Origin of the sequence: Nocardia sp. NPDC050713, assembly GCF_040654315.1 — a bacterium.
In the GTDB taxonomy this organism is placed as follows: domain Bacteria; phylum Actinomycetota; class Actinomycetes; order Mycobacteriales; family Mycobacteriaceae; genus Nocardia.
In genome coordinates, this window is record NZ_JBFAHS010000003.1 from 457905 (window position 1) to 473228 (window position 15324).

A 15324-nucleotide genomic window follows, 5' to 3' on the forward strand; every position below is an offset into this window, starting at 1 on the left:
GGGATGAACGTGCGGAATCGGGGGCTCGGCTCGTGGTCTGCGCGCCGCGCCCGGATGACACCGACGGCCGTCGCCGTCACCGCGGATGATCGGGAGATCACCTACGCGCAGCTGAGCGAGCGGGTCGACCGCGCCGCGCAGGCCCTGCGCGCCCTCGGCGTCGGCGCGGGGGACCGGGTCGCGTACCTCGGCCCGAATCATCCCGCCTACCTGGAGATACTCTTCGCTGCCGGTCGGCTCGGCGCGGTCTTCGTGCCGCTGAACAACCGGTCGGCCGTGGCGGAGATCGAGTACGCACTCACCGATTCCGGTGCGCGCGTGCTCGTGCACCACGGCGAGCACGATGCCGCGGTCGCGGCCCTGCCCGGCATCGCGGGCCTCGGCATCGTGCGCGTCGGCGGTGTCGGCGGCTACGACGACCTGCTCGCCGCCGCGTCGGCCGAACCGATCGATGTCGAGGTCGGTCTGGACGACGACTGCCTGATCATGTACACCTCCGGCAGCACCGGGCGGCCCAAGGGCGCCGTGCTCACCCACGGCAACCTCACCTGGAATTCGGTCAATGTGCTCGTCGAGAGCGATGTCGCCGGTGACGAGGTGTCGCTGGTGGCCGCGCCGCTGTTCCACGCGGCCGCGCTCGGCATGATCTGCTTGCCGACTCTGCTCAAGGGCGGGCGGGTGGTGCTGCTGGCCAAGTTCGATCCGGCCAGGGTGCTCGCGCTGATCGAGCAGGAGCGCGTCACCTGGATGTTCGGCGTGCCGACGATGTACGACGCGCTCGCCGCGCAACCGGGCTGGGCCGACGCCGATCTGTCCAGCCTGCGGATTCTGTTGTGCGGCGGCGCGCCGGTGCCGCACGCCACCATCGGCCGCTACGTCGAACGCGGCCTGGGCTTCGTCCAGGGCTACGGGATGACCGAGGCCGCGCCGGGCGTGCTCGTCCTGGATCGGGCGCACGCCGAAGCCAAGCTCGGCTCGGCCGGCGTGCCGTCGTTCTTCACCGACGTGCGCGTGGTCGACGCCGACGGCGCGCAGGTGGCGCCGGGGCAGCGCGGCGAGGTCCTCGTCAGCGGGCCCAATGTGATGCGCGGTTACTGGAACCGGCCGGAAGCCACCGCGGACGCGTTGCGCGACGGCTGGTTCCACTCGGGCGATGTGGCCACCGTCGATGCCGACGGCTACGCCTACATCGTGGACCGGGTCAAGGACGTGATCATCTCCGGCGGGGAGAACATCTATCCCGCCGAAGTGGAGAACGAGATCGCCCATCACCCGCAGGTCGCGGCCTGCGCGGTGATCGGGGTCCCGGACGAGAAGTGGGGCGAGGTGGGCCGAGCGGTCGTCGTCGCGCGGGAGGGGACACAGCCCGACGCCGAGGAACTGCTGGCCTTCTTGCGGGAACGCTTGGCCGGGTTCAAGATTCCCCGCTCCGTCGTCTTCGTGGACGACTTGCCGACCACCGGCTCGGGCAAGATCCGCAAGACGGAGGTCAAGAAGCAGTACGGCTGAGCCACCGCTCGATGTCGCACACCACGGCCCCTCGATCCGCACAACGGCTCGAGGGGCTTTGTGCTGTGTCCGGTAGCGGCAGCAGAACCTGTTGTGCCTTCGGACACGACGAAACCGCCCCGGCTGCAAGGGCATCCGGGGCGGTCTGGGGAGGTATCGAACTCAGCCGAGGCTGAAGGGCTGCCCCCACAGGGTCACCCAGCTGGTGACGCTCTCGGTGACGACCTCGACACTCACGAAAACCCGTGCTTGCGCGTACCCGCCACAGCCGGACAGCCCGATGGTCTGGTCCGCCCAGGTGACCGACCCGCTCGTGCCGCCGAAGACGTTGTACGGCTTGTGCGACTCAGCGCCGAAATCGTCGGCCTTCTCCCGATCGAGAATGTGGAACGAGGTGGCCTGGCCCGGGCCCAGCGACAGTTCGCCGCCGGTGTTCGCGCCCACGGTCCCTTGGCCTTCCCCGCTCACCGAACCGTCGACGCCACCTGATACGCCACCGCCGGCGATGTCGACCTGGCACCCGACCACATACCCGGGCAGGATGAGCCCACCGTCGGCGCCCGCACCCGCCACCTCGACCTGTGCGCTGCCGGACACCCAGGCATTGCGGTGCAGCGGCGTGGAACCGAGCGAGGGACTGATGGTGGCCGACTCGCCGACCAAACGCACGGTGACGACGGTGCCGTCGGAGAGGGTCTTCACCAGTTCCCCGCCGGGGAGCGCAACGAACGTGTCGGCCTCGGCCGAGCCGGTCGCGAGCAGACCGAGCGTGACCGCCGTCGCCGCACTACTCAGGCGAAACAGATTCTTACGGTTGAACATCACAATTACCTTCGATTGATGTCGAATTCGCTGATGCGAGAGATGAATTCAGGACGGTGCTTCGACATCTCAGCCGATGCTGAACGGCGCGCCGTACAGCGTTGTCTTGGAGTAGTGGTCGCCGATGATCTCGACGACGGTGTAGGCGCGCGCCTGGGCGTAACCCGCGCAGCCCTGGATCTCGATCTCGGCGTCCTGGTATTCGACCGAGTACACACCCGGCTTCGGAATGTCCTTGTAGTCGATCTGGACGAACTTCACCTCACCCGGACCGACGTCGACCCCGATGGACCCACCGGCACTGACTCCGCCGGTGCTGATCCCACCCGACACGCCCGCGCCGATCGCGTCCTCGGCGATACTCACCTGGCAACCGACGAGGTACCCGGTGTTCAGCTGCGACGCGCCGTGGGTGGACGAATTGTTCGACCCCGGGATGTCGGCCGGACCGTTGTTCGGGCCGACTTCGCCTTCGGGCGTGACCGAGACATCGGCGGTGGCATCGCCCGATACCCAGACCACCCGGCCCGCGCCGTTGGCGGCCAGCGACGGTGAGATCACCGCGTGCTCTCCGGTGCGCGTCACCGTGACGCCCGGACCCTGCTTCGAACCATCCGGCAACGGCACGAAGGTATCGGCGACGGCCGGGCCGGTGGCGAGCAGCCCGGCGGCGACGGCGGCGGCGACGCTGCCGCCGGTCAGCACAGCTTTACTACGAATCACGACAGTTCTCGAATTTCCTGTTCCGATGGGAAATCGAGGCGCTGGGGATGTCTCCGGCAGCGCCTGCTTCGGCCGCTTCGCGCGGCGCGATCTCACGAGTTGACCGGTACCGAACCGACTGCGGTCTCGGCTTCGGGCTCGCGCGCCTGCAACGCGGGCAGGTGCGCGATCGCGATCGCGATGCCCGACACCACGGTCAGGACCGCCAGATACACACCGATCAGCAACGAACTGCCGGTACCGGTGAAGATGGCGGTGGCGATGATCGGCGAGAGCGAGCCGCCGAGGATGGCGCCGAACTGGTAGCCGATCGAGGATCCGCTGTAGCGCACTCTGGTCGGGAACAGGTCGGCGATCAGCGCGGGCAACGGCGCGTACTGCGTCGTCTGGGCGATCAACGCGATCGAACAGGCCAGAATCGCGAGCGCGACGACGCCGGAATCGAAGATCGGGAAGAAGATCAGCGCGGCGATGGCCTGGAAGACCGAACCGACGACCATCAGCTTGTTCCGGCCCCAGCGATCGGCCATGGCCGACAGCACCAGCATCGCGACGAACTGCACGGCGCTCACCACGATCACCACGACCAGCAGCGAATTACGTGTGTAGCCGACCTCTTTCGTGCCGTAGGACAGGATGAACGTCAGCACGATGTAGCCGACGGCGGGGCTGGCGGCGGAGGCGAAGAGCGCGACGAGCACACCGAGCGGATAGCGGCGCAGCACCTCCACGATCGGTGCGCGCGCGGTCTTGCCGTGCGCGGATTCCTTGGCGAACAGCGGGCTTTCGGCCAGTTGGCGGCGCAGCCGCAAACCGTAGAGGACGAGGGCGATACTGGCCACGAAGGCGATCCGCCAGCCCCAGTCGTTGAACGCGTCGCCGGTGACCGCCGAGAGCAGCAGCATCGTCGAGTAGGCGATGATCGCGCCTGCGGGCACACCGAGCTGGGTGGCCGCGCCGTAGAACGTCTTGCGTCCGGGGGGCGCGTTCTCGACCGACATCAGCGCGGCCCCACCCCATTCCGCACCCACGGCCAGACCCTGCAGCAGGCGGAGGATGAACAGCAGGATCGGTGCGGCCACGCCGATCTGGGCGTAGTTGGGCAGCAGGCCGACCAGCACCGTCGAGCCGCCCATCAGCAGCAGCGACATCAACAGCACGCGCTTGCGGCCGATCCGGTCACCGAAATGCCCCGCGATGACACCGCCGAGCGGGCGCGTCAGGAAGCCGACCGCGAAACTGGCGAACGCGCCCAGCTGGCTGATCGCCGGATTGCTCGACGGGAAGAACTGCGGCCCGAAAATCAGCGCCGCCGCGGCTCCGTAGAGAAAGAAGTCGTACCACTCGATCGCGGTGCCGATGAAACTCGCGGTCGCGGCCTGTTTGGCCGCGGCCGGAGTGATCGGTTTGCTGATTTCTGTGGGCTGGTTGTGCATCAACCCGCTCCTGTTCGAAAAGGTGACTGAATGCCGATCAGGAAAGGCGACAGCGGGAGCACGCTCAACGGATCTTTTCATTCAATGAGAACTGGGTCACAGTGCGCTGTGCTGCTGTGAACCCGCGGTCAACGCAGGCGAAGCGCTCGGATCGCATTGCCTTTCATGATGTCCGGCAGTAGAGCCGAATCGATCTCGAGCTGGGCGAAGTCGCGGATCCAGCGCTCGGGGGTGATCATCGGGAAGTCGGAACCGAACAGCACCTTGCGTGCGAGCTGGCCGCGGATCGCGCGCACCAGCTGCGCCGGGAAGTACTTCGGCGACCAGCCGGACAGGTCGATGTAGACATTGGCCTTGTGGGTCGCGACCGAGATGGCGGCGTCCTGCCACGGCACCGACGGGTGGGCCATGATGACGGTCAGGCCCGGGAAATCGGCGGCGACGTCGTCGAGCAGCATCGGGTCGGAATAGCGCAGTTTGATCCCGCGCCCACCCGGTAATCCCGCGCCGATACCGGTCTGGCCGGTATGGAAAAGGGCGGGGACGCCGAGGCTTTCGATTTCGGCGAACAGCGGATAGGCGCTGCGGTCGTTGGGTGCGAAGCCCTGCAGACTCGGATGGAATTTGAATCCGCGCACCCCGAATTCGGTGACCAGCCTGCGGGCCGCGCGCACCCCGGCGAGCCCGCGCGCGGGGTCGATCGAGGCGAACGGGATCAGCACGTCGCGGTGGGCCGCGGCGGCCGCGGCGAGTTCCTCGTTCGGCAAAGCCGGATGCCCGGTCGCGGCCTCGGCGTCGATGGTGAAGACGACGGCGGCCATGCGCGCGGCGCGATAGCGGGCGGCGAGCTCGTCGACCGTCGGCCGCGGCGGGGTATCGGTCTTGAAGTACGCCTCGGCCGCGGTCATCAACTCGGTGTCGAGGGCGAGGTTGCCGCAGTCGTCGGCGTGGATGTGCGTGTGGACATCGATGGCGGTGATCGCGTCGAGGTCGATGGCGGTTGTCACAGCATTGACCTCGGTGGTCTCGGAGTGGTACACATCTCATCTATATCAGTAAAGCTGATGATTGAGCGAACGGAGGCGGCAGCATGGCCCGATCCTCGAGCGGTGAATCCTTGCTGTCGCGTGTGGTGCGTATCTACGAGGCGTTCGGCCCCGATCACCGGGCCGTGACCCTCTCCGAACTGGCCCAACGCAGCGATCTGCCGCTGGCGACCGCCTCGCGCCTCGTCAACGAGCTGATCGACTACGGCTGGCTGCGACGGGACGCGCAGCGGCGGGTGTGCGTCGGCGTCCGGATGTGGGAACTCGCCTCCCGCGCCGCGCCGACCCTCGGCCTGCACGACGCGGCCTATCCAGTCATGGCCGATCTGCATGCTGTCGTCGGGCACAACGTGCAACTGGGCGTGCTACAGGACCGTGAGGTGCTCTACATCGAACGGCTCGCCGCGCCGCAAGCCGTCCGCAACCGGGTCCGCGTCGCCGGGCGGCTCCCGCTCCACGCGACCTCGAGCGGGTTGGTTCTGCTCGCGCACGGACCTCGTGAGTTGCAGGAATCGGTGCTGTCGGGTCCGCTGCGTGCGCTGACGCCATACACCATCACCAGTCCCGATCTGCTGCGCGCGACGCTGGGCGAGATCCGGCGCACCGGCTTGGCCTACTGCCCCGGGTTCGTCGACGAGTGCGCCACCGGCATCGCGGTGCCGGTCCGCGCGGCGGGCGGGCGGATCGTGGCGGCGCTGTCGGTCGTCGTTCCCAACGACGCGTCGGCCCGGACGGCGGTTCCGGCTCTGCATGCGGCAGGTCGGGGGATCTCCCGGATGCTCGGTGCCACGGCTCAGGCGCGAGTAATGGTTTGAGCGGGATGCGGATGGCGGGCGTGTCCGTTAGGCGCCGCACTCTCGCACCTGCCGACCGTGGTCGCGCTACGACTATGCGGAAAGGCCTCGGGGCCAGCGTGATTCGCGCCGCGTGATCCGGCGGCGACACGCCCGGGCGGTCCGTCCGCCTCCGTACGACGTGACTTTTCCGCGACCGTTTCGTAATCTATTGGTGATCTTGTCCCCGACACGCTAGCCGGTGATCGACATCATGCCTGGTCAACATCGAAAACGGACCGCAGCTTCGAAGCTCATCCCTTCGGCTGTGTGTGGCAGCGTGGCGACCGCCGCCGTCGTGCTGGGGGTGACGGTCCGGCTGAGCCCGGTCGCTCAGCCGGTCGCCGCGGTCGATTCGCCGTCGGCCGCCGCTGCCGAATTCGGCTCGGTCTCGACCACCGGGCCGTCGGCAGCTCCGCTGGCGGGGGCGGCGATCGCGGCCGAGCTGCCACCCCTGACGGAAAAGATGGCCGTACAGCACCCGCCTCCGTTCGTCCCGTGCTCGACGGAACTCGTCGGCACGCGGCCGCATGTGGCGCAGGTGGGCAACATGCTCAAGAAGACGTTCGGCGTCAGCGAGGTCGGCGGCGCCGTCGGCCGTTGGGACGGCGACCACGGCGCCGGCCTGGCGCTGGATTTGATGACCTCCGATTTCGCACAAGGCGACGCGATCGCCGAATTCGTGCTGGCCAATCGGCAGCGTTTAGGCGTGACCTATGTGATCTGGCGGCAGCGATACAACGACGGCAACGGTTGGTCGTACATGGAGAACCGCGGGAGCCCGACCGCCAATCACTACGACCACGTGCATGTCTCGTTCGCCAGCGCCACCCACGTGGACGTGAGCTGCTGAAGCTTTCAGCTCGTCGTTATGGCCGCTTCGCGTAGTCGGCGAAGCCCTGCCAGTCGAGCATGACGCAGGGTTCGTCGCCCACGGTCCACGCGTCGTGGCCGGGCGGGACGATCATGAAGTCGCCGGGGCCGTATTCCTCTTGCTCGCCGCTGTCCATGGCCACCACCATGCGACCAGAGACGCAGTAGCCGATGTGGGCCGACTGGCAGCTGTCGGTCTGGGCAATCGGCTTGACGTGCTCCGACCACCGCCAACCCGGTTCGAACACCGCCCTGCCCACCGGCCCTTGTTCCATGTTGACGAGATCGACTCTGCCTTTGTCCTGTTCGAAAGGGCGAGTTTCCTCCGGGGATTCGAAACTCCGGCGCACTAGACCAGCCATGGTTCTCTCCTTCGACGGCCCCGACGATGCGTGGTTGTGGCTTTCGACAGCAAATCGCAGTTACCGGATAGCACTCGTGATCGACGGCAAACGTCACACGATTGGCCTCCGATGCGATTTCTCCCGAGAGTGGGTAAGCGGGTAACGGGTGCGCTGTCGGGCTGGACTTCGGCCGATGTTCTCGATCCTGATGGAGGGCCGAACCGGTGACGCATCCGCCCAGTGCTGCACACCGGCGAAATACCCGGTGTGCAGCCGGGCGGTGCCATCGGCTGGTTCCAGGCATCGGGGGCGAGGCGATCGGTGCTGTCGTGCGGGTGGTCGATCTACAACGGAGGTTGTCGTGCACAGTGATTCGCAGCAGGCCAAACGACCCGTCAGCGCGGTCCTCGCGGGGCCGTACGGGCATCCGTTCCATCCCATTCTCGTCACGGTTCCCATCGGGGCGTGGGTGGCGAGCCTGATCTTCGACATCGGCTCCCACGTCGTCGACGACCCCGACTTTCTGGCCGAAGGAGCGCGCTGGCTGATCGCCATCGGTGTGCTCGGCGCCTTGGCCGCCGCCACGATCGGCTTGCTGGATCTGCTGGCGATTCCCACCGGCACCGCCGCGTTCCGCACGGGCTTGCTGCACATGGGCCTGAACCTCGCCGTGACGGTCGCTTTCGCAATCGGTTTCCTGTGGCGCGGATCCGATCCGACGGGAGCGGTGAAAGCCGGCCCGCTGGTGCTGTCGGTGGTGAGCCTGGCCGCCCTGGGCGTCTCCGGCTGGCTCGGCGGCAAACTCGCTTACCACTATGGCGTCCGGGTGGCCGACGAAGCCACGCAAGCCGCCGGATTCGAACACCGGCCATGAGCGCCTGACCCGGCCCTGCGCCCATTCGGTGTCGCAGGTCGCTGCGCCGCGCTGTCACAGAGTTTCGGCCACGCAAGGACGCGGTCACTCAGTTGACCCGTGCCGACGACACCGTTCGTGACGTGTCCTTCGGCGGACGCGTCGCGGTCGTGCTGAAGGAAATGGCGACCAGAAGCTCGTTTGCCAGCGCGCGGGCGGGCCGCTCCGCTCTGTGAGGTAGCCAGCGCGCCACAGGAACGGCAACACGCAATATCGCCACTGTCACGGTGCCGCATCATTGCCGCGACGTCGTTCGCGGAGTGCCCGCCTGGCGCTGGGGGAGACCGTAGGGTCGGGTCTGCCCGAGATCGTTCCGCGAGAAGGAGGCGACACGAAATGCCGAAGTACCTGTGGCGGGTCAGCTACTCCGAGGATGGGGCACGCGGCCTGCTCGCGCAGGGCGGCACCGCCCGCCGAGCGGCCATCACGGAAATGGTCGAGAGCGTGGGCGGCCATGTGGAGGTCTGCTATTTCGCTTTCGGCGAGGACGATCTGTTCGTGATCGGTGACGCTCCGGACGAGGTTTCGGCCGCGGCGCTCGCCATTCGCACCGCTGCCTCCGGTGCGGCGATCTCGCACACCGTGACGCTGCTGACCCCGGAACAGGTCGACCAAGCCGTCGCGCGAGAGGTCACTTACCAGCCGCCCGAAGCATCCTAGGGTTCCGGTCCGCCGCATCCCGTGGTGCGGCGGACCGCCCGCGTCCGTTACGCGACCGGCCGCTGGTCGAGGCGGGTTCGCGCGTAGGCGAGGACATCCGCCGCGTAGTCGGCCCGGTCCGAGACGCACTCGCGGAGTTGATGTATCGCGTCGTCGAGTCGCGGCCCCGGTCCGTGGTCGGCGAGCAGGACGACTATCGCCGCCAAGGTCGGCGCCTGCCGATCGGGTCGGGCCAGGAGTTCGTCGAGGTAGCTGTCCGGTTCCAGTAGCCGTAATGCTCTGCGCGCGTAGGCGTGAACGCGGCGCGGGAGTTCGGCGCGGATGGTGTCGATGTCGGATTGCAGCGCTTGGCGGCCTGCCTGTGCCGGGTCGAGCCGCAGGGTCCACGGCTCGGTCAGTCCGTCGGGTAGGGAGTCGGCGCCGACCAAGTCGGGGCCGGTGGCCGCATCCAGGGGAACGGGCGGTAGGCCCAGTCGGGCGTTGCGCCAGTTGCAGTACTCCCACCAGGCGGTGGGCGTGGCGTTCATGGTCAAGCCGAATCCGAGAACCTGCTGTCCGTCGGTCCATGTGCGGGAGACGCGGGTGCGACCGACGGAAGCGACTCCGCCCGGCGCGACGCGGGTCCACGTGGGCTCGCTGCCGTGAAACCCGTACGGCTGTAGCAATTTTCCTATCTCTTGCAGCAGACGACGCACTGCCGTATCGGGGCTGACCATGCCAGGCAGATTAGCGACGAGCCCCGACACGGCAGCACGCCCGCACCTGTGCCGCCGTTTGGCGCGGTCTAGCGGGTGCGGGGCGAGTGAAGCTGTGATTGTCGCTTTCGCCGGTATGTAGTTGTAGCCCAGTAACTTCGGGCTGGTCGCCGTTTCGGGGACGCGGTACTGTGCGCGGCGATGACTACCCCGGTGGGGACAGGAGGATCGGCGATGATCGGCACGGTACGGATCGCGCTCGTGGTGGCGGGGGTGGCGCTGGCGACCGGTTTGGGGATCGGTGGCTCGGCGGCCGAGGGGGACGAATGGGAGGGTGACCACACCGCGATCGACGCTCGGGTGTGCGTCGACGGCGGTGGAGTGGTGGTCGGGCGAATCTGCGAAGGTGGTGTCTACACCGGCTACATCGTCGGCTAGCTCGCCGCACCGCCTCCCCCCAGCTGGGATGCCGCGCGGTCTGCCCCGGATCGGAAATCCGTTGCGCGGCAGTGCCATCGGCGTTCATCACCCAGATCTCTGCTCCGGGTTCGGGTGCGGGATTGCGGGTGTAGAGAATCTTCGTGCCGTCGGGGGAGAACGCGGGACCGTTCCCGCCGGTGGCGAGCTCGACGACATTGCCGCCGTCGGGATTCATCGTCGCAATGGCCCGCCCGCCGACGACGATCCCACGCAGGCTGGGGCTGCTGGGTGTCGAGACCGGAACCGCCTGCGGCGTGGCCGAGTCCTCGAGTGGGCGTAGCGTGTCGCCGATGAGCCGGTCGATCTCCTCGGCCGCACCCTTACCTCGCCGCCGCTGCGCGTGAGTACCTCCAGCGTCGGGTGATCCGGTCTCCGCCGATCCGAGCATGTATCCCGCAGGGTGTCTGGCGACAGACAGGGCAAGCCCGAAGACGCAGACGGTATTCCTGAGATAGTGTCGCCCCGTTACTAGCCGCGACTCCCGCCAGGGGACGAGGAGATTGGCAGGTTGGACGAGATCCGTACGGCAGCGTTGCTGGAAGCGGGGAACCTTCGAGCGCAAGGTGCCTACAGGGCGGCCGCCGAGGTTCTGCGGAAAGCGTGCGTCGAAGCACTGCACGTCGATCTGCTACGCGCAAATGACGAGCTGTTGGGCGAATGCATTGGTAGGGAGGAGTTCGCCGCCGCGCTGGTTCTCGCCACGACTGGGTGGGAGAACATCAGAGCAATCCGAGGCGATGATGAGGTCGTGCTCGAACGCGCGACCACCGTGCTGATTGTCGCCCAGAAACTGGGCGACAACAAGCGGGCCGCGGCGTTCGCGGACTATATCGTGCGAGGCTGGCGCGAGTTGGTGCCGCCCCGTCATCCGGAGTTATTGCGGGCGTTGTTCGATGCGGCGGACGTGGCGATGGATGCCCGCGAGTTCGAGCGGGCTCTCGAGCTGTACACCGAACTGGCCACAAGCGTAGGACCGGGCCAACAAGATCCGACGGCGGACGCGTCTCTACGCGCCCAAAGTCACTTTCTGGCAGGAATGCTGGCCGCCCGTCTCCAGTCTGGCGACAAGGCCGAAGAACACTGGCAGCGGACTATGCACTACGCATTACAGCTCTCGCCGGAAGTAAGGCGCCCGCTGGAGATCGGGGCGCTGCTGCAAATCGGCAACCTGATGCAGCGTTTCGGAGATCTCGCAGGTGCGACAGAGCAGCTGATACGGGCACACGGCTTGGTGCGCGAGCACATGGAGGCGTCCAGCGAACCCGTCTGGCTGAGCGAGGAAGCGAGTGGAACGGCCGCGGCCAATGAGCTGTTGAATCTAGGTATTCGCCTGATCCGCGCTCAGGACCTGCCTGAGGCCGAGTACGTGCTGCAGTCCGCGATGGACTTGTTCAACCGCACCGGCGACCGCTATGGCGTTGCCCGTGCTGTGCACATGATCGGGCAGGTCTACCACTCGATGGGGCACTTCGACCATGCGGAACGCAACTATCAGCACGCGTTGAAGGTGCTGCGCAGTTCGGCGGCGTCTTCGGAGCAGTGCGCACCGGTGTTGATCTCGTTGGGTGCGCTCTATGAAATGGGCGGCCGGTACGAGGAAGCGACAGCTGCTCTCCGTGAGGTCGTCGCGGCGCAGCCCACCGACGCAGGTCCGTCCGAACGCGTCGCTGTCCTGAACGGCCTTGCCCGGCTGGACTATCGTCTGCGACGGGACCAAGACTGCGAACAACGGCTAGTAGAGGCCATCGCCCTGCTGCGTACCTTGCCCGACAACAAGGACGGGCTGAGCAAGTTGCTCGCCAATCTTGCTGAGCTGTATGCCTCGACCGGTCGTGCCGTCGAGGCACTCACGACCTTCGACGAGGCTCTGGCCCTGGACGACCGCTGGCTGATCGAAGTGTTCAGCCGTGGGTCGCAGCGCCAGTGGCTCGCGGCGGCGAGCGCGACACGGTTCCGAGTGGACCAGATGCTGTCCCTGGTGTTCGCCGAGCTGTCTGGCGATCCGACGGCAGCTGCCATCGTCGCCAGCGCAGCACTGCGACGCAAAGGCCTCACCACTCGCGCGGCAAGATCGTTGATCGATCGTGCCGCACGCAAGTCCGACGCCGATCCATCGGTAGCCGCACTTGCCCAGGAAGCAGCTGAATTGCGCGCGACGATTGGAGCGTGGCGGCTGGCCGGGCCTGCACTCGGACACGAGAAGGAGCATGAGGATCGGCTGTTCGCCGGTCGCCGACAGCTGGACGCTATAGAGGCGGAGATCGCCACTCGGGCACCCCATGTGAGCGAGTCGGACCTGTTCGGTGTGCCGCTCAGCGAGCTCATCTCTGCAATCCCGTCACAGGCCGCGCTCGTAGAGTTTCGCCGTTTCACGGTATACGACTTCCACTCCGAGGACCGCAGCGAGGCAGGCATGCGGCGCGGAACGCGCTACGCGGCGATCATCTTGCGCGATCGAACCAGTACCGTGGTTGTCGATCTGGCCGACGGTGATGTGATCGACCGGCTCGTCGACGGCTCCGTCCGGGAACTCAGTGGCCAGCAGGCAGAGACGGACGATCCTGCCGAATTACGCCGCGCACTCATCGAACCACTGGCGCCTCATCTGGACGGTGTAGAGCATCTGATGCTTTCCCCGGACGGCGAACTGACCCGACTGCCGTTCGAGGCACTGCCGTTGGGCGAGGGCGGGCATGTGATGGATCGCTGGTTGGTGTCCTATGTATCCGCGAGTCAGGACTTGATGCGTGGCACAGCTTCGTCATCGCACACCGAGCCGATGGTCATAGCCGCCCCTGATTTCGATCTGCTGGCGTCATCCGACACGGCTGGGCCATTCGCCCCGCTTCCCGGGGCGTATACCGAGGGCGAGAAGGTCGGTGCGCTGCTCGAGGTCACGCCGGTGACAGGGGCAGACGCGGTCAAAGCAGAGGTACTCAGCGCCCGTAGTCCGTTGGTGCTTCACCTGGCCACGCACGGCTTTTTCTCGAGCGCCGTCCCGCCACCGGTGCTGCGTCCCGAACAGTTCGCCAAGGGTATGACGATCACCGCGGCGGATGTACAACGTCAGCTCGTCGCGCTCGACGGCATCTTGTCCACCCCCATCGAGTTCGTCGAGGTCGGCCCGAAGGACGAGTTCAAGCGGTTGTCCGGCGAGGGCGTGAACGATCCGATGCTGCGGTCAGGTCTGGCCTTGGCGGGAGCCAACTCTTGGCTGGCGGGCCAGGACCTTCCGCCGACCGCCGGCAACGGTGTCCTCACCGCAGCGGACTTGGCGGATATGGACCTCACCGGGACCAAGCTGGTTGTGTTGTCCGCCTGCGATACAGCCCATGGCGATTCACACGTTGGGGAAGGGGTGTTCGGACTGCGCAGGGCTGTCACGCTCGCCGGTGCCAGGTGCCTGGTGATGACACTATGGAAGGTCCCGGACCGGCAGTCCACCGAGCTGATGACCGATTTCTACACCCGGTTGAGAACAGGCGAACCACCACCGATCGCGCTCGACACCGCACGTAAGACGTTGCGCCGACGCTACCCGCACCCGGCGTATTGGGCTGCGTATATCTGTCAGGGCAGCGTGGGATCTGTATTCCTTCCGGAGGACCCTCGATGATCACGCTGGCAGCGCTGATGGCGCAACTCGACCGTACGGCCGAACCCGGCGAACACGTGCCGACCATCATCGTCGACGCCGACGCCGACGCTGACCCAGCGGTCGCCTCCGCATTGACGTACTTCGACGACGACGAAGAACGCACGTCGGTTCTGGTTCATCACAGTGGCGCGGTTCTCGGTGTCCTGTCCCGCGAAGCGGCGTATACATTGCCGCCGCCACCGCAGTATCTGCGGCGCGATGCCGATTTGGCGGGACGTGCGGTGCTGCCGGGCCAGCCTCGCTGGGAAGTTGTCGCCCTGCACTGTCCGCAGCCCGGCTGTACCCGGCGACTCGGCCTCGTCTTGTACGCGCCAGAGCTACCCCGCTGCCCGGTTCACTCGGATCCCATGGTGGCCGAAGTCCGATGACAGCCGCGAGTTTGCCTGGCCTCGGCCAGAATCTGGGTCGTCGACTCACTGTTGTCGGAGCACTCCCGGCACTTGTCGTTGTGCTGGGCGTCGCCGTGCAACTTGCCGCCGGCGCGCCGAATCATCCGCCGAGCCGTCAGCACCTGGTCAAGACCTTCGAGGGGCTGAGCGCCACCGAGTGGACGCTGGTCGCGGTGGGCGTCTTGGTCGCTGTGCTGGTGCTTCAGCCGTTTCAGGTCGCCCTGGTCCGCGCGCTCGAAGGGCATCCGCTGCTCCGAGGCCCGCTGAAAATCATCGGTCTGCCAATGCGAGCCGTCTGGACATTCCGCTGGAACCACCTGAACGCACGTCAGCAAACCCACGATCCGGACGGCGCCGACAACGGCAAGCTACTCGCCGCGGCTGCCGCGATGAGCCGGCTGCCGAGCAGAGAACGTCTCTTGCCCACCCGGCTCGGCAATACGCTCCGAGCCGCCGAAGACCGTCCGGCAGATCGTTACGGCCTCGATATCGTGGTCGCCTGGCCACATCTGCACAGCCTGCTGCCCGAACGTGCAGCCGCAACCACAGACGACGCCCGCGATCAACTGGACGCTGCTTGCCGTTTCACTGTCGCGTTCGCTTCGCTCGGCGTGGTATCCGCTTTCCTGCTTTCCGGCTGGTGGCTGGTCACCGTCGCGCTCGCAACCGCCATTCTCACCGTGCTGGCCTATAGAGCGACCATCGCCGCCGCCGGCACATACGGCGAACTGGTGAACGCTGTTGTGGCACTGCACCGCTTCGATCTCTTGAAAGCGCTCCACCTGCAACTGCCCGACAACACCGAATCGGAACACAAGCTGTTTAAAGCTGTATCGCTCCACCTACGCCAGGGGTGGCCACTGGACGTCGGCTACCACCACGACTGACTCACGTTTCGATGTCCCGATGCCGCATCGACGGGTTGCGGTGAGTGTGAACCGGC

General features: G+C 66.8%; 15 protein-coding genes. 9 read left to right on the top strand and 6 right to left on the bottom strand.

The annotated features are described in order from the left end of the window. The first annotated feature begins 3 nt into the window (after window positions 1-3). Window positions 4-1509: a long-chain fatty acid--CoA ligase gene (locus tag AB0H49_RS08640; RefSeq protein WP_357248861.1), complete on the top strand. Its 1506-nt coding sequence runs from the start codon at window positions 4-6 to the stop codon at window positions 1507-1509. Between the two features lie 162 nt (window positions 1510-1671). On the opposite strand, the gene AB0H49_RS08645 is transcribed toward AB0H49_RS08640, so the two are convergent. From AB0H49_RS08645 to AB0H49_RS08660, 4 genes are all read right to left on the bottom strand, one after another. After that, window positions 1672-2331 carry an MspA family porin gene (locus tag AB0H49_RS08645; protein ID WP_357248864.1) on the bottom strand — a complete coding sequence of 220 codons (660 nt, stop codon included), beginning with the start codon at window positions 2329-2331 and terminating at the stop codon, window positions 1672-1674. A gap of 69 nt (window positions 2332-2400) precedes the next feature. Continuing rightward, the gene (locus AB0H49_RS08650) at window positions 2401-3051 is read right to left on the bottom strand and encodes an MspA family porin (RefSeq protein WP_357249060.1); all 651 of its coding nucleotides are present in this window, start codon (window positions 3049-3051) and stop codon (window positions 2401-2403) included. A 95-nt stretch (window positions 3052-3146) separates the two neighbouring features. Beyond that, complete coding sequence (locus tag AB0H49_RS08655; RefSeq protein WP_355002461.1) at window positions 3147-4490, bottom strand: MFS transporter; 1344 nt, start codon at window positions 4488-4490, stop codon at window positions 3147-3149. 128 nt (window positions 4491-4618) lie between these two features. Next, window positions 4619-5497: an amidohydrolase family protein gene (locus AB0H49_RS08660; protein WP_357248867.1), complete on the bottom strand. Its 879-nt coding sequence runs from the start codon at window positions 5495-5497 to the stop codon at window positions 4619-4621. Window positions 5498-5580: 83 nt separating this feature from the next. Here AB0H49_RS08660 and AB0H49_RS08665 point away from each other — a divergent pair, with 83 nt between their 5' ends. Together AB0H49_RS08665 and AB0H49_RS08670 are read left to right on the top strand one after the other, a co-directional pair. Then, window positions 5581-6351: an IclR family transcriptional regulator gene (locus AB0H49_RS08665; RefSeq protein ID WP_355002463.1), complete on the top strand. Its 771-nt coding sequence runs from the start codon at window positions 5581-5583 to the stop codon at window positions 6349-6351. Between the two features lie 220 nt (window positions 6352-6571). Next, window positions 6572-7222: a hypothetical protein gene (locus AB0H49_RS08670; protein WP_357248870.1), complete on the top strand. Its 651-nt coding sequence runs from the start codon at window positions 6572-6574 to the stop codon at window positions 7220-7222. A 16-nt stretch (window positions 7223-7238) separates the two neighbouring features. Here AB0H49_RS08670 and AB0H49_RS08675 read toward each other — a convergent pair whose 3' ends face one another. Next, window positions 7239-7604: a cupin domain-containing protein gene (locus AB0H49_RS08675; protein ID WP_357248873.1), complete on the bottom strand. Its 366-nt coding sequence runs from the start codon at window positions 7602-7604 to the stop codon at window positions 7239-7241. Window positions 7605-7947: 343 nt separating this feature from the next. Between AB0H49_RS08675 and AB0H49_RS08680 the strand changes: the two genes are divergently transcribed. Beyond that, window positions 7948-8460: a DUF2231 domain-containing protein gene (locus AB0H49_RS08680; RefSeq protein WP_357248876.1), complete on the top strand. Its 513-nt coding sequence runs from the start codon at window positions 7948-7950 to the stop codon at window positions 8458-8460. A gap of 375 nt (window positions 8461-8835) precedes the next feature. Further along, window positions 8836-9159, top strand: a complete 324-nt coding sequence (locus tag AB0H49_RS08685) for a GYD domain-containing protein (RefSeq protein ID WP_355002467.1) — start codon at window positions 8836-8838, stop codon at window positions 9157-9159. A gap of 47 nt (window positions 9160-9206) precedes the next feature. Here the strand turns inward: AB0H49_RS08685 and AB0H49_RS08690 are convergent, their stop codons facing one another. Further along, window positions 9207-9875: a hypothetical protein gene (locus AB0H49_RS08690; protein WP_357248879.1), complete on the bottom strand. Its 669-nt coding sequence runs from the start codon at window positions 9873-9875 to the stop codon at window positions 9207-9209. A gap of 213 nt (window positions 9876-10088) precedes the next feature. Between AB0H49_RS08690 and AB0H49_RS08695 the strand changes: the two genes are divergently transcribed. From AB0H49_RS08695 to AB0H49_RS08710, 4 genes are all read left to right on the top strand, one after another. Then, window positions 10089-10292: a hypothetical protein gene (locus AB0H49_RS08695; protein WP_355002469.1), complete on the top strand. Its 204-nt coding sequence runs from the start codon at window positions 10089-10091 to the stop codon at window positions 10290-10292. Window positions 10293-10842: 550 nt separating this feature from the next. Continuing rightward, a complete protein-coding gene (locus tag AB0H49_RS08700; RefSeq protein WP_357248883.1) occupies window positions 10843-13950 on the top strand; it encodes a CHAT domain-containing tetratricopeptide repeat protein in 3108 nt (1035 codons plus the stop codon). Beyond that, entirely contained in the window at window positions 13947-14360 is a 414-nt protein-coding gene (locus AB0H49_RS08705) for a hypothetical protein (RefSeq protein ID WP_357248886.1), read from the top strand. The genes AB0H49_RS08700 and AB0H49_RS08705 overlap by 4 nt, the downstream gene beginning before the upstream one ends. Continuing rightward, complete coding sequence (locus AB0H49_RS08710; protein ID WP_357248889.1) at window positions 14357-15268, top strand: hypothetical protein; 912 nt, start codon at window positions 14357-14359, stop codon at window positions 15266-15268. The genes AB0H49_RS08705 and AB0H49_RS08710 overlap by 4 nt, the downstream gene beginning before the upstream one ends. Window positions 15269-15324: the final 56 nt, after the last annotated feature.

Excerpts from the sequence above, each read along its gene's own strand:
- AB0H49_RS08640 (WP_357248861.1), top strand. The coding sequence starts at position 4 with ATGAACGTGCGGAATCGGGGGCTCGGCTCGTGGTCTGCGCGCCGCGCC.
- AB0H49_RS08645 (WP_357248864.1), bottom strand. The coding sequence starts at position 2,331 with ATGTTCAACCGTAAGAATCTGTTTCGCCTGAGTAGTGCGGCGACGGCG.
- AB0H49_RS08655 (WP_355002461.1), bottom strand. The coding sequence starts at position 4,490 with ATGCACAACCAGCCCACAGAAATCAGCAAACCGATCACTCCGGCCGCG.
- AB0H49_RS08665 (WP_355002463.1), top strand. The coding sequence starts at position 5,581 with ATGGCCCGATCCTCGAGCGGTGAATCCTTGCTGTCGCGTGTGGTGCGT.
- AB0H49_RS08675 (WP_357248873.1), bottom strand. The coding sequence starts at position 7,604 with ATGGCTGGTCTAGTGCGCCGGAGTTTCGAATCCCCGGAGGAAACTCGC.
- AB0H49_RS08685 (WP_355002467.1), top strand. The coding sequence starts at position 8,836 with ATGCCGAAGTACCTGTGGCGGGTCAGCTACTCCGAGGATGGGGCACGC.
- AB0H49_RS08690 (WP_357248879.1), bottom strand. The coding sequence starts at position 9,875 with ATGGTCAGCCCCGATACGGCAGTGCGTCGTCTGCTGCAAGAGATAGGA.
- AB0H49_RS08695 (WP_355002469.1), top strand. The coding sequence starts at position 10,089 with ATGATCGGCACGGTACGGATCGCGCTCGTGGTGGCGGGGGTGGCGCTG.
- AB0H49_RS08705 (WP_357248886.1), top strand. The coding sequence starts at position 13,947 with ATGATCACGCTGGCAGCGCTGATGGCGCAACTCGACCGTACGGCCGAA.
- AB0H49_RS08710 (WP_357248889.1), top strand. The coding sequence starts at position 14,357 with ATGACAGCCGCGAGTTTGCCTGGCCTCGGCCAGAATCTGGGTCGTCGA.